This window comes from Pseudooceanicola marinus (assembly GCF_002786295.1).
In the GTDB taxonomy this organism is placed as follows: Bacteria; Pseudomonadota; Alphaproteobacteria; order Rhodobacterales; family Rhodobacteraceae; genus Pseudooceanicola; species Pseudooceanicola marinus.
In genome coordinates, this window is record NZ_PGTC01000015.1 from 161,147 (window position 1) to 176,770 (window position 15,624).

General features: G+C 68.3%; 18 protein-coding genes, 1 tRNA gene and 1 pseudogene. 12 read left to right on the top strand and 8 right to left on the bottom strand.

Going from position 1 to position 15,624, the window contains the following annotated elements:
* Positions 1 to 3: 3 nt before the first annotated feature.
* Positions 4 to 468 (top strand): Lrp/AsnC family transcriptional regulator, encoded by a 465-nt coding sequence (locus tag CVM50_RS10010; protein WP_085889283.1) that lies wholly within the window; start codon positions 4 to 6, stop codon positions 466 to 468.
* 2 nt (positions 469 to 470) lie between these two features.
* Here the strand turns inward: CVM50_RS10010 and CVM50_RS10015 are convergent, their stop codons facing one another.
* Complete coding sequence (locus CVM50_RS10015) at positions 471 to 1,523, bottom strand: diaminopropionate ammonia-lyase (RefSeq protein WP_085889282.1); 1,053 nt, start codon at positions 1,521 to 1,523, stop codon at positions 471 to 473.
* Between the two features lie 152 nt (positions 1,524 to 1,675).
* Between CVM50_RS10015 and CVM50_RS10020 the strand changes: the two are divergent.
* Together CVM50_RS10020 and CVM50_RS10025 are read left to right on the top strand one after the other, a co-directional pair.
* Positions 1,676 to 2,035, top strand: a pseudogene (locus CVM50_RS10020) (aminopeptidase P family N-terminal domain-containing protein); the annotation flags it as partial.
* A 131-nt stretch (positions 2,036 to 2,166) separates the two neighbouring features.
* Entirely contained in the window at positions 2,167 to 2,919 is a 753-nt protein-coding gene (locus CVM50_RS10025; protein ID WP_232618206.1) for a maleate cis-trans isomerase family protein, read from the top strand.
* Here CVM50_RS10025 and CVM50_RS10030 read toward each other — a convergent pair.
* The 5 genes from CVM50_RS10030 to CVM50_RS10050 form a co-directional block, all read right to left on the bottom strand.
* Complete coding sequence (locus CVM50_RS10030) at positions 2,916 to 3,587, bottom strand: aspartate/glutamate racemase family protein (RefSeq protein WP_085889123.1); 672 nt, start codon at positions 3,585 to 3,587, stop codon at positions 2,916 to 2,918. The two genes, CVM50_RS10025 and CVM50_RS10030, sit on opposite strands and share 4 nt — an antisense overlap.
* A gap of 9 nt (positions 3,588 to 3,596) precedes the next feature.
* Positions 3,597 to 4,433, bottom strand: a complete 837-nt coding sequence (locus tag CVM50_RS10035; protein WP_085889122.1) for an ABC transporter permease — start codon at positions 4,431 to 4,433, stop codon at positions 3,597 to 3,599.
* Position 4,434: 1 nt separating this feature from the next.
* The gene (locus tag CVM50_RS10040; RefSeq protein WP_232618207.1) at positions 4,435 to 5,352 is read right to left on the bottom strand and encodes an ABC transporter permease; all 918 of its coding nucleotides are present in this window, start codon (positions 5,350 to 5,352) and stop codon (positions 4,435 to 4,437) included.
* A gap of 113 nt (positions 5,353 to 5,465) precedes the next feature.
* On the bottom strand, positions 5,466 to 6,731 hold the full coding sequence (locus tag CVM50_RS10045; protein WP_085889121.1) for an ABC transporter substrate-binding protein: 1,266 nt from the start codon (positions 6,729 to 6,731) through the stop codon (positions 5,466 to 5,468).
* A gap of 30 nt (positions 6,732 to 6,761) precedes the next feature.
* Complete coding sequence (locus tag CVM50_RS10050; protein ID WP_085889120.1) at positions 6,762 to 7,742, bottom strand: ABC transporter ATP-binding protein; 981 nt, start codon at positions 7,740 to 7,742, stop codon at positions 6,762 to 6,764.
* A 221-nt stretch (positions 7,743 to 7,963) separates the two neighbouring features.
* Here CVM50_RS10050 and CVM50_RS10055 point away from each other — a divergent pair, with 221 nt between their 5' ends.
* Positions 7,964 to 8,668 carry a GntR family transcriptional regulator gene (locus CVM50_RS10055; protein ID WP_085889119.1) on the top strand — a complete coding sequence of 235 codons (705 nt, stop codon included), beginning with the start codon at positions 7,964 to 7,966 and terminating at the stop codon, positions 8,666 to 8,668.
* On the top strand, positions 8,665 to 9,501 hold the full coding sequence (locus CVM50_RS10060) for a GNAT family N-acetyltransferase (protein ID WP_085889118.1): 837 nt from the start codon (positions 8,665 to 8,667) through the stop codon (positions 9,499 to 9,501). Before CVM50_RS10055 ends, CVM50_RS10060 begins: the two co-directional genes overlap by 4 nt.
* Positions 9,502 to 9,571: 70 nt before the next feature.
* On the opposite strand, the gene CVM50_RS10065 is transcribed toward CVM50_RS10060, so the two are convergent.
* Positions 9,572 to 9,648 (bottom strand) — tRNA-Met (locus tag CVM50_RS10065).
* A 133-nt stretch (positions 9,649 to 9,781) separates the two neighbouring features.
* Between CVM50_RS10065 and CVM50_RS10070 the strand changes: the two genes are divergently transcribed.
* From CVM50_RS10070 to CVM50_RS10095, 6 genes are all read left to right on the top strand, one after another.
* Positions 9,782 to 11,176 (top strand): FAD-binding oxidoreductase, encoded by a 1,395-nt coding sequence (locus tag CVM50_RS10070; RefSeq protein ID WP_198431886.1) that lies wholly within the window; start codon positions 9,782 to 9,784, stop codon positions 11,174 to 11,176.
* Between the two features lie 65 nt (positions 11,177 to 11,241).
* Positions 11,242 to 11,760 (top strand): peptide deformylase, encoded by a 519-nt coding sequence (gene def, locus CVM50_RS10075; protein ID WP_085889116.1) that lies wholly within the window; start codon positions 11,242 to 11,244, stop codon positions 11,758 to 11,760.
* Positions 11,760 to 12,260: a peptide deformylase gene (def, locus tag CVM50_RS10080; RefSeq protein ID WP_085889115.1), complete on the top strand. Its 501-nt coding sequence runs from the start codon at positions 11,760 to 11,762 to the stop codon at positions 12,258 to 12,260. The genes def (CVM50_RS10075) and def (CVM50_RS10080) overlap by 1 nt, the downstream gene beginning before the upstream one ends.
* Positions 12,257 to 12,751 carry a peptide deformylase gene (def, locus tag CVM50_RS10085; protein ID WP_085889114.1) on the top strand — a complete coding sequence of 165 codons (495 nt, stop codon included), beginning with the start codon at positions 12,257 to 12,259 and terminating at the stop codon, positions 12,749 to 12,751. Before def (CVM50_RS10080) ends, def (CVM50_RS10085) begins: the two co-directional genes overlap by 4 nt.
* Before the next feature lie 58 nt (positions 12,752 to 12,809).
* Positions 12,810 to 13,727 carry a methionyl-tRNA formyltransferase gene (gene fmt / locus CVM50_RS10090; protein ID WP_085889113.1) on the top strand — a complete coding sequence of 306 codons (918 nt, stop codon included), beginning with the start codon at positions 12,810 to 12,812 and terminating at the stop codon, positions 13,725 to 13,727.
* Position 13,728: 1 nt separating this feature from the next.
* A complete protein-coding gene (locus CVM50_RS10095) occupies positions 13,729 to 14,412 on the top strand; it encodes a D-lyxose/D-mannose family sugar isomerase (protein ID WP_085889112.1) in 684 nt (227 codons plus the stop codon).
* Between the two features lie 25 nt (positions 14,413 to 14,437).
* On the opposite strand, the gene rnhA is transcribed toward CVM50_RS10095, so the two are convergent.
* Positions 14,438 to 14,890, bottom strand: coding sequence for a ribonuclease HI (rnhA, locus tag CVM50_RS10100; RefSeq protein WP_085889111.1), 453 nt, complete (start codon positions 14,888 to 14,890; stop codon positions 14,438 to 14,440).
* Positions 14,891 to 15,043: 153 nt separating this feature from the next.
* Between rnhA and CVM50_RS10105 the strand changes: the two genes are divergently transcribed.
* Positions 15,044 to 15,613, top strand: coding sequence for a hypothetical protein (locus tag CVM50_RS10105; protein WP_232618208.1), 570 nt, complete (start codon positions 15,044 to 15,046; stop codon positions 15,611 to 15,613).
* Positions 15,614 to 15,624 lie beyond the last annotated feature (11 nt).

A 15,624-nucleotide genomic window follows, 5' to 3' on the forward strand; every position in this document is an offset into this window, starting at 1 on the left:
GCCATGGAAATCGCCCCCTCCGATCGCATCATCCTGTCGATGCTGCAGGCCAACGCCCGTGAGCGGCTGGAGACCATCGCCGCCGAGGCCGGGGTCTCCGTCGCCACGATACAGCGGCGCATCCGGGCGATGAAGGCCGAGGGGGTGATCGCCGCCGACGTGGCACAGCTGTCGCCCGCCGCCCTGGGGTATCCCATGTCCTTCGTCATCCTGGTGGAGCTGGAGCGCGAGCGCATCGACCAGCTGGATGCCTTCCGCCGCAAGGTCCGGGCCGAGCCGCAGGTGCAGCAGTGCTACTACATCACCGGCGACGCCGATTTCGCCCTGATCGCCCTGGCGCGCGACATGGATGACTACCAGGCGCTGACCCATCGGCTGTTCTTCGACGACAGCAATGTGAAACGGTTCCGCACCTCGGTGGTGATGGACCGCTCGAAGGTCAGCCTGGACGTGCCGCTGGAGGACTAGGCTCAACCCTCCGGCCCTTCCGACAGGATGACCAGCGCGCGCGCCTGCGCGGGAAGGTCGGCGGCCAGCAGCGCGGCCAGCCCTGCCGCCCCGCTGGGGGTTGTGGCAAGCGCCGCCCCCTCGGCCAGCAGGGTCACGGCCTGCGCCGCCTGATCCTCGGTCACGGTGACGAAGCGGTCGGCGTCATGGCGCAGCGTCTGATAGGCCAGCAGCGAGGCGTCCTTGCAATCTAGCCGCCCCATGGCGGAGACCGGCCCGTCGCCCCGGGTCAGCGCGCCCGCCGCGACGCTGCGCAGCAGGCAGGGGGCGGCCTCGGGTTCGACCACGATGACCTCGGGCTGTTGGTCCCAGCTCTCGCGGATATGGGCGGCGGTGGCGGCGGCCAGCCCGCCGACCCCGGCCTGCAGGAAAACGTGGGTGGGCCACTGGCCCCGGCCGGCGAAGGCCGCGCGGCATTCCTCGGCGAGCACGGTGTAGCCTTCCATGATCAGCGCGGGCGCGGCGGTGTAGCCGGACCAGGAGCCATCGGCCAGGTGGATCCAGCCCTGCACCTCGGCCAGGCGCACCGCCTCGGCCACGCTGTCTTCGTAGCTGCCGTCGACGCGGATCACCTCGGCGCCCATGGCCTCGATCCGGCGGGCAAAGGCCTGCGGCACGCTGGCCGACAGGACCACCCTGGCCCGGGCGCTGAAGACGCGGGCGCCGGCGGCCACCGACAGCCCGTGGTTGCCCGCGCTGGCGGTGATGAAGGTCATGTCGCGTGCCACGGCCTGGGCCTGCGGATCCATCGGGTCATCCGTGCCCGCGCTGTCCAGGATCATCTGTGCCACGGCGAAGGCACCGCCCAGGGCCTTGAAGCTGCCCAATCCCATGCGCGGGCTTTCATCCTTGATCCAGAGCTGGTCGAGGCCAAGCCGCGCCGCCAGCCTGGGTGCCTCGCGCAGCGGGGTGGGGGCGTGGGCCGGGCAGCGGGCCAGCAGGGCCAGCGGGCGCGCGGGGCTGGTGTGGAAACCGGGCGCGCGGGCGGAGGTTGGGGAGGGCGTTTCAATCATCATGGCGGCATTTTGCAGGATTTCGGGACCTGTGTGCGACAGCCGGACCCGGTTTCTGCGCATAATCCTGTCACCTGCGCCCCCTCGGGTGCTCCGATCACCTCAAGGCTTTCTGCGATGATCCGCGGGAGCCTCTTGTCGCTCGGAGATCCGCCTTGCCCGCCGCCGCCCCCCGGCCTGTCACCGAATACCTCAGCCGCACGGCCCGTGCACAGCAGGCCATGGCGGCGCAGGGCATCGCGGCGCTTTTGCTGATCTCGGAACCCGACGTGCGCTATTTCACCGGCTTCCTGACCCGGTTCTGGGAAAGCCCGACGCGGCCCTGGTTCCTGGTACTGCCCGCGACGGGGGCGCCGGTGGCCGTGATCCCCGCCATCGGCGCCGACCTGATGGGGCAAAGCTGGGTCACCGACATCCGCTGCTGGGACGCGCCCGACTATGCCGATGACGGGGTGGGCCTGCTGGCGGAGACGCTGGTGGAGCTGGTGCCGCCCGGCGGCCGTATCGGCGTGCCCCTGGAGCCCTCGTTGGTGCTGGGGCCGGGGCGGATGATGGTGCAGGAGGAAAACATCGTGATCCGCGAGGATCGCGTGGAATGGCTGACCCCGCGCGCGCGGCAGGATCTGCCGGAGCTGGAGTGGGATCCGTGAGCAAGCTGCATTTCACCCTCGGCCCGCCCCTGGGCCACCGGGCCACCTTCGGCCTGATCGTGCTGCGCACCGACGAGACGGTGGAGGCCGACGCGCGGCAGATGCTCGCGGGCGAAGGGCTGGCCCATTACGTCAGCCGGGGGCCGTGCCAGCCCCATGTGACGATGGCGGGTCTGGCCCTGATGGAGGCGGAGATCCCGCGCTCGACCTCCCTTCTGCCGGATGAGCGCGGCTATGACGTGGTGGGCTATGCCTGTACCTCGGGGGCGACCTCCATCGGGTCGGACCGGGTGGAGGCGGCGGTGCGGGCCGGCACGCGGGTGCGGCATGTGACCAACCCGCTGGTGGCGGCGATTGCCGCGATGCAGGCTCTTGGCGCCCGGCGCCTCGCCTTCGTCTCGCCCTACCTGCCGGAGGTGTCGCAGGCGATGCGGGCCAGGCTGGAAGAGGCAGGGATGGAGATCGCAGGCTTCGGCTCGATGGAGGAACGCGATGACCTGCGCGTGGCGCGGATCGACGGCCCCTCGATCGCCGCAGGGATCCGCAACGTGGTCGCCCAGGCGCCCTGCGATGCGGTCTTCCTGTCCTGCACCAACCTGCGCGCGCTGCACCTTGTCGCCCCGCTGGAGGCGGAGCTGGGCCTGCCGGTGCTGACCAGCAACCAGGTGCTGCTGTGGCACATGCTGCGGCTGGCCGGGCAGGAGACGGATCACCTGCCCTTCGGGCGTTTGATGGCCCGGTCGATCTAGCCCTCCGCCGCCGTCGCAGCGCCGGCGAGGAAATCCGCCGCCGCCCGCGCCAGGTGGGCCGAGGCCGCCACGCCGTCGATCAGGGTCACGCCGCTGCGCCGTTGCAGGTCGGCGCGCAGCGGCGCCATGCCGGCGCAGCCCAGCACCACCGCCTGGGCGCCGGTGTCGGCACGGGCGCGTCGGATGCTGTCGGACAGCTGCCCGCGGGTCTCTTCGCTGGCCTCGTCGATGGTCAGTACGGGCAGGCCGCTGGCCTCCACCCCGGCGCAGCCGCCGGAGAAGCCGCGCGCTTCGATATTGGCGCGGATCACGGGGATCGACACGGCGAGCGAGGTGACGACGCAGAATCGCGCGCCCATCAGGCTGGCCATCTGATAGGCGGCCTGGCCGATGCCCAGCACGGGGCAGGGGGCAACCTGGCGCGCCTCGTCCAGGCCGGTGTCGTCGAAACAGGCGATGACGATGGCATCCGCGTCGGCGGCCGCGCGCACATGGCGCAGCACGCCGGGCACGGCGCGCTCACCGTCCTCGGGGCCTTCGATGGCGGGCGGGCCGTCGGTGTTGGTGACGCCGATGATCTCGGCGTCGGGCAGGGCCGCGCGGGCCTCGGCCACGATCGCCCGGGTCATCGAGGCGGTGGCATTGGGGTTGATGTAGACCAGTTTCATCGCCGCCCCTCAGACGCCCTGGCCCGCGTCGGACCCGGCCCGCGCCCGGCGCTTGCCCATGATCCAGGCGGCCAGCAGGAAGGCCCCGATGATCAGCAGCGAAAACAGCGTGGTCAGCGTGCCGAGGGCATAGATCACCGGCGTGGTGACGTTGGTGGTCATGCCGAAGATCTCCAGCGGCAGGGTGTTGTAGCTGCCCGAGGTCAGCAGGGTGCGGGCGAACTCGTCATAGCTGAGGGTGAAGCCAAAGAGCGCGACCCCGATCAGCGAGGGCGCGATGATCGGCAGGACCACGTGGCGGATCGTCTGCCAGGCGGTGGCGCCCTGGTCGCGGGCGGCTTCCTCGTAGCTGCGGTCGAAGCGGTTGAAGACGGCGAACATGATCAGCAGGCCGAAGGGCAGCGTCCAGGTCAGCTGCGATCCGAAGCCGGAGGTGGCCCAGTGGATCTTGAACCCCAGCTGGTTGAAGATCAGGCCGACGCCCAGCGAGATCAGGATCGAGGGGATCACCAGCGAGGTGATTGCGAGGTAGAACAGCACGCCTGATCCCTTGAACCGCTTGCGGAAGGCGAGGCCGGCCATGACCGAGATGACGACCGTGCTGACCATGACCATCAGGCCCAGGGCCAGGCTGCGGCGGAAGGCGCCCCAGATGTCGCCCACGGCCTGTTCCTGGAACAGGTCGCGGAACCAGTGCAGCGAGACCCCGTTCATCGGGAAGGTCAGCCCGCCCTGCGGCCCCTGGAACGACAGGATGCCGATGGTGATCGTCGGCCCGTAGAGGAAGAGGACGAAGAGGCCGAAGAAGGCCGCGAGGACGTAGAAGCTGGTGGTGCGCTTTTCCATGTCAAAGCTCCTTGCGGATGTTCACGAAGCGCAGCAGCACCGCGATGATAATCAGGACGGTGGCCAGCAGCACCACGGCGGTGGCGGCGGCCGAGGGGTATTGCAGCAGCGCGATGTCGTTGGAGATCAGCCGGCCCACGTTGGCCTTCTGGCTGCCCGACATGAAGCGCACGGTGATGAAGTCGCCCATGACCAGGGTGACGACGAAGATCGTGCCGATCATGATGCCCGGCTTGGTCAGCGGAAGGATCACGTGGCGCAGGGTCTGCAAACCGCTGGCGCCATTGTCGCGCGCCGCCTCCAGCAGGGATTTGTCGATGCGCATCATGGTGTTGAAGATCGGCACCACCATGAACAGCGTATAGAGGTGCACGAAGGCCAGGATCACCGAGAAGTCGGAGTAGAGCAGCCATTCCAGCGGCGCGTCGATCAGTCCCCAGTCCTGCAGAGTCTGGTTGGCGATGCCGTTGCGTCCCAGGAAGGGGATCCAGGAAATCATCCGGATGATGTTCGAGGTCCAGAACGGAATGGTGCAGAGCAGGAACAGCGCGATCTGCATGGTCTGGCTGCGCACGTGGAAGGCCAGGAAATAGGCCACGGTGAACCCGATGCACAGCGTCAGCGCCCAGGTGATCAGCGCGTATTTGAAGGTCGCCAGGAAGACCCGGTAGGTCACCGGCGATCCGAAGAGGAACTCGTAGTTGTCGAACTGGAAGGCGGGGTAGATCGAGAACTCGGTCGCACCCCAGAAGCTGACGATGACGATCATGATGATCGGCGCCACCAGGAAGCCCACCAGGATCACGGTCAGGGGCGCGGCCTGCAGCCAGCCCAGAAGATTGGCGCCCAGCCCGTGGCCCGCCCGTTTCGGGGCGGCGGTGGTTTCGGGCGGTGGGGTGTCTCCGGTCAGGTCGGTCATGATCCGGTCGGTCCGTTCATTGGGGCAGGGTCAGGCGGGGCGGATGGGCCGGGTCCCGAGGGACCCGGCCACGGCGTTGCGGGCGGACAGGAAGGGAACCGCCCGCAATGGGGTCAGGCGGCGATGAACTCGTTCCACTTGCGGACCATGTACTGGTTTTCGTCCATCACGGCGTTCCAGCAGGCGACGGAGCCCATGCGCTCCTCGAAGGAGCCGCCATCGCGGACCTCGCCGGCCTGGGCCAGCGTGTCGCCGGTGGGCGAGGTGATGACGTCGGTGGCTTCCTTGCCCTCGAACCAGAAGCCCCACTCGTTCTCGGACATGAAGTCCTTCGAGGTTTCGGGCACGGCCGAGTAATAGCCCTGGCGCATCAGGTAGCCGCCGACCCAGCCGGACAGGTACCAGTTGATGTATTCGTAGGCCGCATCCAGTTCCATCCCGGACAGGGAGGAGGACAGGCCGATGCCGCCGCCCCAGGAGCGGTAGCCCTCTTTCAGCGGTTGGTAGACGCAGGGAATGCCGCGCGATTTCACCGCCGTGATGGCGGGCGACCACATGGACTGGATCACCACCTCGCCCGAGGCCATCAGGTTGACGCTTTCATCGAAGGTCTTCCAGAAGGCGCGGAACTGGCCGGCGCGCTTGGCTTCGGTGAAGATGGCGAAGGTGGCGTCGATCTCCTCGCGGGTCATGTTGCCCTTGTCGCCGTAGGTGATCTCTCCCATCGCCTCACAGACCATGGCCATGTCCATGATGCCGATGGAGGAGATGTCGAGGATCGAGGCCTTGCCCTTGAACTCGGGGTTCAGCAGCTCGGCCCAGGTGTTGATCGGGCGGCCGATCAGGTCGGGACGGATGCCCAGGGTGTCGGCGTTGTAGATCGTCGGGATGAGGGTCATCCAGTTGGTCTGTTCATCGGCGAAGGTGGTGGCGCCGGGTTCGGGGATGAAGCCCACGGAGTGCGGCGCGGTGCCCTGGGCGATCTCGCTGTCGGGCGTCAGCTTGCCGTCCTTGAAGATGCCGACGATCTTGTCGTAGTTGGCGATCTTCGAGACATCCATGGCCTGCAGGTTGCCGGTCGGCCAGACCTTCTTGCAGATCCAGTATTCGATATCGGCGATGTCGAAGCTGTCGGGCTGGGTCGCCGCGCGCTGCGTCACGCTGTCGGAATCCAGCGCGGTCATCTCCAGGGTGAAGCCCAGGTCTTCCTTCACCTTCTGCGCCACGTCGTTGAGGTTCGACACGCCGGTGCCGAACTGGCGCAGGGTGATGTCCTTGATCTCCTGCGCCCAGATCATCGGGGCCGGCAGGGCGGTGGCGGCGGCTGCCGCGGCGCCGCCTTTCAGGATGGTGCGGCGGCTGTATCTCATCTTCGACATGGTGGTAACTCCCCGTTGGATTGTCATTGATCAGGCTTGAAGACGGTTGGCCCGTCCTTCGTCCCAGGACAGGCGCACGGCCTCTCCCGGAGATTTCGGTGCCGCGAAGAAATCCTCCTCGGGCAGCAGCGCGAGCAGTTCCTCGCCGCTTTCGGTGGCGGCGGTCAGGGCGACGCTGGCGCCCTGGTATTCGACGGCCGTGACGGTGGCGGGCAGGCCCGCGTCGGGGCCGGCCAGGCGCACGCCATCGGCGCGGAAGGCGACCTTGCCCTGGGGCGTGGCGATCACGTTGTGGCCGCCCATGAAGCGGGCCACGAATTCGGTGCGCGGCGCATTGAAGACCTCGCGCGCGGGGCCGGCCTGTTCGATCACCGCGTTGTTCATCACCACGACCTCGTCCGCCAGAGCCAGCGCCTCGTCCTGGCCGTGGGTGACGTGGACGAAGGGAATGCCCAGCTCGCGCTGCAACTTTTTCAGCTCGGCGCGCATGCGGATCCGCAGGAAGGGGTCCAGCGCCGACAGCGGTTCATCCAGCAGCAGGACCTTGGGGTCGGTGACCAGCGCGCGGGCCAGGGCGACACGCTGTTGCTGGCCGCCCGACAGCTGCGCCGGCAGCCGGTCGGCGAAGCGGCCCATGTCCACCAGCTCCAGCAGTTCGTTGGCGCGCTTGTGGCGGGTGGGTTTGTCTACGCCCTTCATCCGCAGGGAGAAGGCGACGTTGTCGCGCACGTTCAGATGCGGGAACAGCGCGTAGTTCTGGAACATCATCGCAGTGCCCCGGCGCGCGGGCGGCAGGTCGGAGATGTCGAAGCCGTCCAGCAGGATCGAGCCCTCGGTCACCTCTTCATGCCCGGCGATCATCCGCAGCGTCGTCGACTTGCCGCAGCCCGAGGGGCCCAGCAGGCAGACGTAGGCGCCGGCGGGGAAGGCGTGGGTTACATCATCCACCGCCACCGTCTCGCCGTAGCGTTTCGTCAGTTGCACAAGTTCGAGTTGGTTGCTGCGTGCCATGAAGCCCTCTGGTCGCTGTCCTGTCTCACGCTGGTCACGGCCTGCGTCCCCTGTCAGGTCTTTCCGGAGGGCGGTCGGGGCGAAAACAGACTCTGCCCAAGGAATGGGCGGTTCCGCGGTGTCTGTGCGCAAAAATGAATTCAATATTGCATACAATCATGTCGACACTTGGTCTGGATAGCGATTCGCTTGCTCTCGCGGGGCTGTGCAGTAGTGTCCCGATGGTCATGAAAGTTGGGACGATGACGAAGAAGCAGAGCCAGAGCGGCACAATCGAGAGCGTGGCAAGCGCGCTGGAAAAGGCGATTCACGAACATCGCCTGCCGCCCGGCTCGAAGCTGGGCGAGGATGACCTGGCGGAGATCTACGGGGTCAGCCGCACCCAGATCCGCGCCGCCCTGCAGGCGCTGTCGCACCTGAAACTGGTCGAGCACAAACGCAACCGCGGGGCCTTCGTCGCCCAGCCCACCCTGCGCGAGGCGCGCGAGGTCTTCGAGGCCCGCGCCCTGCTGGAGCCGCGCACGGCCCATTCCGCCGCCGCCCGCTGCACGCCCGAGGATGTCGAGAAACTGCGCGCCCATATCGAGGCCGAACACGCCGCGCTGGCCGCCGGCGACAATGGCCGCGCGCTGCATCTGTCGGGCCTCTTTCATATCGAGATCGCACGGATTGCCGACCAGGAGACGATCGCGGCGTTCATCGCCCAGCTCGTCTCGCGGTCTTCGCTGATCATCGCGCTCTACTGGCGCCGCCGGATGGCGATATGCGAAAGCCATGCCCATGATGCGCTGATCGCCGCCCTGGCCGCCCATGACGGGCCGCAGGCGGAGGAGCTGATGAAGAGCCACCTGCTGGATCTCGTGTCGTCGCTGGATCTGCGCAACCAGGTGTCCGCCCCCGGTTCGCTACGCGAGGCGCTGACATGAGCGCCGTGATGCGGGTCGCCACGGCCGCCGATGTGGCCCGGATGCTGGACTGGGCCGCCGCCGAGGGTTGGAACCCCGGGCTGGGTGACGCGGCCGCCTTTCGCGCCGCCGACCCGCAGGGATTCTTCGTGGCCGAGGTCGAGGGCGCGCCCGTGGCCGCTATCTCGGTGGTGACCCATTCCGACGAGATCGCCTTTCTGGGCCTCTACCTCTGCCACCCCGACCATCGCGGGCAGGGGATCGGCTATGCCCTGTGGCAGCATGCGCTGGCTCATGCGGGCGGTCGTACCGTGGGGCTGGACGGGGTGGCGGCGCAGCAGGCGAACTATGCAAAATCGGGCTTTGTCCTGGCCGGCAGCACGACGCGCTACAGCGGCAGGCTGGACCCGGCGGCAGATCCGGCGGTGCGCCCGCTGCGCGATGGCGATGCGGCGGCGGTCGCCGCGCTGGATGGCGCCGCCAACGGCTATGCCCGCCCGACCTTTCTGTCGGCCTGGCTGGCGCCGGACCCGACCCGGTGGAGCGTTGTGCTGGAGGAAGAGGGCACCATCGGCGGTTTCGCCACCGCCCGGGTGTGCCGCGAGGGGATCAAGATAGGGCCAGTGATTGCGCCCGACGCCGAGGCCGCCCTGCGGCTGGCCCGCGCGGCGCTGGACGGGGCCGAGGGCCTGCCGGAGGTGATGATCGACCTGCCCGAGGCCAGTGCGGATCTGGCGGCGCAGCTGCAAGCTCTTGGGTTCGCACCGACCTTCGCCACCGCCCGCATGTATCGCGGCCCGGCGCCGCAGGCGGGCACGACCCTTCAGGCCATCGCGACGATGGAGCTGGGCTGATCCAGCGCATGAAAAACCGGCAGGCGCATCGCCGCGCCGCGTCATATCGTCGAATTTTCAGGGGAAGGTCTGGTAGCGGAGGAGGGACTTGAACCCCCGACACGCGGATTATGATTCCGCTGCTCTAACCAACTGAGCTACTCCGCCAAACCGTGGCGCTTCCTAAGATAGCGCCCCGGACAGGTCAAGCGCAAAAATCGAGGTTTTTCGCGCCCCGGGCGACCCGCTTGTCCTTCCCCTGCGGGAGGGCCAATATGCGCCGCGCAAGAGCGGAGTGACCATGATCGAGAAGCTGCAGGAAATCGTCGGCGCGGCCCATGTGCTGACCGGTGCAGAGGCCGAACCCTATGGCTGGGACTGGGCCCATGAGCGGTTCGAGGCTCCCCTTGCCGTGGTGCGCCCTGCCAGCACCGGGGAGGTCTCGGCGCTGATGAAGCTCGCACATGAGACCCGCACGGTGGTCACCCCCCTGGGCGGGCGCAGCGGCATGGCCGGCGGTGGCCAGGGCGAAGGCAGCCTGGTGATTTCCATGGAGCGGATGAACCGCATCCGCGAGATCCGCACCGGCGCCCGGTCCGCCGTGGTCGAGGCCGGCGTGATCCTGGCCAACCTGCACGAGGCGGTGGAGGCCGAGGGGCTGATCTTTCCGCTGTTCTTCGGGGCGCGCGGATCGGCCATGATCGGCGGCGCGCTGTCGACCAATGCGGGCGGGTCCAACGTGCTACGCTACGGCAATACGCGCGACCTGGTGCTGGGCATCGAGGCGGTGATGGCCGATGGTACGGTGATCGACCTGATGCAGAACCTGCACAAGAACAACTCCGGCTATGATCTGCGCCACCTGCTGATCGGGGCCGAGGGCACGCTGGGCATCATCACCGGCGCCGTGGTGCGGCTGATGCCCAAGCCCGGCGCCTATGTCACGGCCATGGTGGGGCTGAAGGCGCTGGATCCGGCGCTGTCGCTGCTGAACCGGCTGCAAGAGGTCACCGGCGGCGCCGTCGAGGCCTTCGAATACATGCCCGACACCTACCTGGCCGACTACCAGGCCATGCGCCCCGAGACCCGCCGCCCCTTCGAAGAGGCGCACAAGGTCAACATCCTGCTGGAGATCGGCGCGCTGAGCCCGCGGGACTATACCCCCGGTCCGGACGGGCAGATGCCGATTGCCAGCTACCTAGAAGAGGTGCTGGGCGGCATGCTGGAAGAGGGGGAGGTCGATGATGCGGTCATCGCCAGCTCCGAGCAGCAGCGCCGCGAGATGTGGGCGATCCGCGAGGCCGCCAGCGAAGTGGCCGGCCTGCGACCCAACCAGATCATCATGGACGTGGCGGTGCCGGTGGACCGGATGGGCGATTTCCTCGACCGGGCCGATGCGGCGCTGGCACGGATGGATCCCAGGGCGGAAACCTCGGTCGTGGCGCACCTGGGGGACGGCAACGTGCACTACACCATCTTCCCCACGGATCCGGCGCAGAAGGACGTGCTGGTCGAGGGGATCGAGGACGTGGTGGCGGAACTGGGTGGCTCCTTCTCGGCCGAGCATGGCATCGGCAAGCTGAAGCTGACGACGATGGCGCGCCGCAAGGACCCGGGGGCGCTGGCCGCCATGCGGGCGATCAAGGCCGCGCTGGACCCCAAGGGCATACTGAACCCGGGCAAGTTGCTCCCCTGATCCCGTCGCGGTCCGCCTGGCGCGGCGGAGTTGCGCAAACGCAAGGCATCGCTTAGATCGGCCCCATGAAACGCCCTATCCTGATCCATCCCGATCCGCGCCTGAAAAAGGTCGCAGCCCCGCTTGAGGACAGCTCGGACGAGCTGCGCAAGCTGGCCGACGACATGCTGGAAACCATGTATGACGCGCCCGGCATCGGCCTGGCCGCGCCGCAGATCGGCCTGCTGCAGCGCCTGATCGTGCTGGACTGCGTGAAGGAAGAGGGCGAGACGCCGCGCCCGCTGGTGATGCTGAACCCCGAGGTGGTGGCCAGCTCGGACGAGACCAGCTCCTACGAGGAGGGCTGCCTGTCGATCCCCGAGCAATATGCCGAGGTGACCCGCCCCGCCGAGGTGACGGTGCGCTGGATGGACCGCGACGGCAATGCCTGCGAAGAGACCTTCGACAAGCTTTGGGCGACCTGCGTGCAGCACGAGATCGACCACCTGGAAGGCAAGCTGTTCATCGACTACCTCAGCCCGATGCGCCGCCAGATGATCACCCGCAAGAGCCAGAAGCTCAAACGTGAGCGGGCGCGCCGCTGATGGCCGTGATGGAGATCCTGCGCTGGCCCGATCCGACGCTGAAGACGGCAGCGGAGACGGTGGAGCAGGGGACCGATCTGGGCCCGCTGCTGGCCGATATGTTCGACACCATGTACGACGCCCCCGGTCGCGGCCTGGCCGCGCCGCAGGTCGGCGTGCTGAAACGCGTCTTCGTGATGGATTGCACCTGGAAGGATGGCCCGCGCAGCCCACGCGCCTGCGTGAACCCCGAGATCCTCTGGCGCTCGGACGAGATCGCCACCCATGAAGAGGGCTGCCTGTCGATCCCCGGCGTGGTGGCCAGCCTGCCGCGCCCGGCGCGGGTGCGCATGCGCTGGCATGATGCCGACTGGGCTCTGCACGAGGCGGAGCTTTCGGGCTTCGAAGCCGTCTGCGCCCAGCATGAGTTCGACCACCTGGAGGGCCGGGTCTACCTGGATTACCTTTCCCCCGACCATCGCGCCGAGGTTCTGCGCGCCTATGAGGAGGCCGGCGCATGACCGCCCGCACCTGCATTCCCTGGCCCGACAAGCGGCTGCGCACCCCCGCCGCCGAGGTGAGTGAGATCACCGACGAGATCCGTGCCACCTGGGACGACATGATCGACACGATGGAGGCGATGCCGGGCGTGGGCCTGGGCGCCAATCAGATCGGCGTGCTGTTGCGCCTCGCGGTCGTCGATGCCTCCGAGGAGCGGGGCAAGGCCGTGCGCATCGCGAACCCGGAGGTGCTGCATGCCTCCGTCCAGCTGCGCGAGCATGAAGAGGCCAGCCCGAACCTGCCCGGCGTTTCGGCCAAGATCAAACGCCCGCGTGCCGTCACCGTGCGCTTCCTCAACGAGGCGGGCGAGATCGAGGAGAAGGATTTCGTCGGTCTCTGGGCGACCTCCGTCCAACACCAGATCGACCACCTGGCGGGGAAGATGTATTTCGACCGGCTGAGCAAGGTGAAGCGGGACATGCTGCTGCGCAAGGCCGCGAAACTGCGATGACGGCGCCTGCGGGCGCTGTCGGACCTGAGTATTTGGAAACAAGGTGAAGGGGCAGGCGATGCGCGTGATCTTCATGGGAACGCCCGAGTTTTCGGTGCCGGTGCTGGAGGCGCTGGTCGCCGCCGGGCATGACATTGCCTGCGTCTACTGCCAGCCGCCCCGGCCCGCCGGGCGCGGCAAGAAGGACCGGCCCACCCCCGTCCACGCCCGCGCGGCCGAGCTGGGGCTGGAGGTGCGCCACCCGGTCAGCCTGAAGGGCGAGGCGGAACAGGCCGAGTTCGCCGCGTTGCAGGCGGATGTGGCGGTCGTCGTGGCCTATGGTCTGATCCTGCCGCAGCCGGTGCTGGACGCGCCGAAGCACGGCTGCCTGAACATCCACGCCAGCCTTCTGCCCCGCTGGCGCGGCGCCGCCCCCATTCACCGCGCGATCCTGTCGGGCGATGCCGAGACCGGCATCTGCATCATGCAGATGGAAGCGGGGTTGGATACCGGTCCCGTCCTGCTGCGCGAGGCGACCCCCATCGGGGCCGAGGAGGTGACCTCCGAGCTGCACGACCGCCTGTCCGTGATGGGCGCGCGGATGATCGTCGAGGCGCTCGATCGCCTGCCCGAACTGGTGCCCGAGGCCCAGCCCGAGGAGGGCGTGACCTATGCCTCGAAGATCGACAAGGCCGAGGCGCGGGTGGATTTCACCCAGCCCGCCGAGGGGGTGGACCGGCAGATCCGCGGCCTCTCGCCCTTCCCCGGCGCCTGGGTGGATCACGATGGGCAGCGCCTGAAGCTTCTGGCCTCGCGCCTGGCGGAGGGTCATGGCGCCCCGGGTGAGGTGCTGCGCGCCGACGACCGGCTGATTGTGGCCTGTGGCGCGGGCGCGGTCGAGCTGCTGAAACTGCAACGGGCCGGCAAGGGGGCGCAGGCGGTCGATGTCTTCCTGCGCGGCAAGGCGCTTGCCACCGGCACCATCCTGGGAGGTTGAGATGCTGCGATCCGAGATCAACGAGCTGATCCGCGAGGGCGACGCCTTCTTCCGACAGTACGGTTTCACCCTGCCGCCCTTCGCCCATTGGTCGCCGGACGACTTCCGCGCCCGCAAGGCGGAGGCCGGGCTGATCGTCGACCAGGGCCTGGGCTGGGACGTGACGGATTACGGCGACGGGCATTACGACACGCTGGGTCTGTTCCTGTTCACCGTCCGCAACGGCAATGCGGGCGATCTGGGCAACCCGAAGGGCGGTCGGGTCTATGCCGAGAAGCTGCTGATTTCCGGCGACCACCAGATCTCGCCCATGCACCGCCACATCGTGAAGACCGAGGACATCATCAACCGCGGCGGCGCGCCGCTGGTGCTGGAACTGTGGATGGACGGCCCCGATGGGATCGACCGCGCGGCCCCGGTGCGGGTGATGACCGACGGGCTGTGGCGGACCCTGCCGGCGGGCGGGCACCTGAAGCTGATGCCGGGCGAAAGCGTGACCCTGACCCCGGACATCTGGCATGCCTTCTGGGGCGAGGGCGGGCGTGTCTGCATCGGCGAGGTCTCGACCGTCAACGACGACCGCACCGACAACATCTTCGAGGCGCCGATCGGGCGGTTTTCCACCATCGAGGAAGATGCCGATCCGCTGCACCTGCTGGTGTCGGACTACGACGCGAAGCTCTGACCGGAGGCGTGACCGGCCGAGCCGATCAGCCCTTGTAGGGGGCCATGCCAGCCCGGGCCAGCGCGTCGGCGCGTTCGTTTTCCGGATGGCCGGCGTGGCCCTTGACCCATTTCCAGGTCACCTGGTGGCGTTTCGCCGCCTCGTCCAGCGCCTGCCACAGCTCGGCGTTCTTCACCGGCTTCTTGGCGGCGGTCTTCCAGCCGTTTTTCTTCCAGCCGTGGATCCAGCCGGTCACGCCGTTCTTCACGTACTGGCTGTCGGTGTAGATGGTGATCTCGGTGGGGCGGCCCAGGGAGTCGAGGGCGTTGATCGCGGCCAGCAGCTCCATCCGGTTGTTGGTGGTATTGGCCTCGCCGCCCTTCAGCTCGCGTTCCTTCAGAACCGTCTCGCCTTCGCGGGCCTGCAGCAGGACGCCCCAGCCCCCGGGGCCGGGGTTGCCGGAACAGGCGCCATCGGTGAAGGCAAGAAACTCGGCCATGGGGTCCTCATGCGTGCTGGATCGTGGGCGGAGACAGCACGGGGCGCGGGGGAAGGTCAAGGCCCGTGACGGGGCGGTGAGCGGGTCGCGTGACCATACTGTTCCCCCCGGATGGCGGCGCCGGTTAACCTGCGGTCACACAAGGAGATCGCCATGCGCCCCCATTCCGCCCCATCCTCCCGCCGGTCACGCCTGTTCCTGCTGGCGCTGCCCCTTTGCCTATACCTCGGCCTGCCGGCCTGGGCGCAGACCGCCCATGACCACGCGGCGCATGGCATGTCCGGGGCTGCGCTGCCGGTGGAGCCGGGGCAGGGGGCCTTCGCGGCACTGGCAGAGATCGTGGCGCTCCTGCGCGCCGACCCGCAGACGGACTGGAGCCGCGTCGACATCAAAGCGCTGCGCAATCACCTGGTGGACATGGAGTTGCTGACGCTGGAGGCGAAGGTGTCGCGGGATCGGCTGGACGACGGCATGGTCTTCACCGTGACGGGCAGCGGCCGGGTGGTAGAGGCGATCCGGACCATGGTGCCCGCCCATGCCCCCTTCATCACCGCCGAGACCGGATGGGCCGCCTCGGCGCGGCTGCTGGACAACGGCGCGGAGCTGCGGGTGACGGGCGATGCGGCGCAGATCCGCGCCCTGGGCTTTCACGGGGTCATGACGCTGGGCGCCCATCACCAGGCGCATCACCTGGCGATCGCGCGGGGCGAGGCGCCGCACTAGACCGCGCGCGG

Coding starts and splice junctions, on each gene's coding strand:
- CVM50_RS10010 (WP_085889283.1), top strand. CDS start 4: ATGGAAATCGCCCCCTCCGATCGCATCATCCTGTCGATGCTGCAGGCC.
- CVM50_RS10015 (WP_085889282.1), bottom strand. CDS start 1,523: ATGATGATTGAAACGCCCTCCCCAACCTCCGCCCGCGCGCCCGGTTTC.
- CVM50_RS10030 (WP_085889123.1), bottom strand. CDS start 3,587: ATGAAACTGGTCTACATCAACCCCAATGCCACCGCCTCGATGACCCGG.
- CVM50_RS10035 (WP_085889122.1), bottom strand. CDS start 4,433: ATGGAAAAGCGCACCACCAGCTTCTACGTCCTCGCGGCCTTCTTCGGC.
- CVM50_RS10040 (WP_232618207.1), bottom strand. CDS start 5,352: ATGACCGACCTGACCGGAGACACCCCACCGCCCGAAACCACCGCCGCC.
- CVM50_RS10045 (WP_085889121.1), bottom strand. CDS start 6,731: ATGTCGAAGATGAGATACAGCCGCCGCACCATCCTGAAAGGCGGCGCC.
- CVM50_RS10050 (WP_085889120.1), bottom strand. CDS start 7,742: ATGGCACGCAGCAACCAACTCGAACTTGTGCAACTGACGAAACGCTAC.
- CVM50_RS10055 (WP_085889119.1), top strand. CDS start 7,964: ATGGTCATGAAAGTTGGGACGATGACGAAGAAGCAGAGCCAGAGCGGC.
- CVM50_RS10060 (WP_085889118.1), top strand. CDS start 8,665: ATGAGCGCCGTGATGCGGGTCGCCACGGCCGCCGATGTGGCCCGGATG.
- CVM50_RS10070 (WP_198431886.1), top strand. CDS start 9,782: ATGATCGAGAAGCTGCAGGAAATCGTCGGCGCGGCCCATGTGCTGACC.
- def (WP_085889116.1), top strand. CDS start 11,242: ATGAAACGCCCTATCCTGATCCATCCCGATCCGCGCCTGAAAAAGGTC.
- def (WP_085889115.1), top strand. CDS start 11,760: ATGGCCGTGATGGAGATCCTGCGCTGGCCCGATCCGACGCTGAAGACG.
- def (WP_085889114.1), top strand. CDS start 12,257: ATGACCGCCCGCACCTGCATTCCCTGGCCCGACAAGCGGCTGCGCACC.
- fmt (WP_085889113.1), top strand. CDS start 12,810: ATGCGCGTGATCTTCATGGGAACGCCCGAGTTTTCGGTGCCGGTGCTG.
- CVM50_RS10095 (WP_085889112.1), top strand. CDS start 13,729: ATGCTGCGATCCGAGATCAACGAGCTGATCCGCGAGGGCGACGCCTTC.
- rnhA (WP_085889111.1), bottom strand. CDS start 14,890: ATGGCCGAGTTTCTTGCCTTCACCGATGGCGCCTGTTCCGGCAACCCC.
- CVM50_RS10105 (WP_232618208.1), top strand. CDS start 15,044: ATGCGCCCCCATTCCGCCCCATCCTCCCGCCGGTCACGCCTGTTCCTG.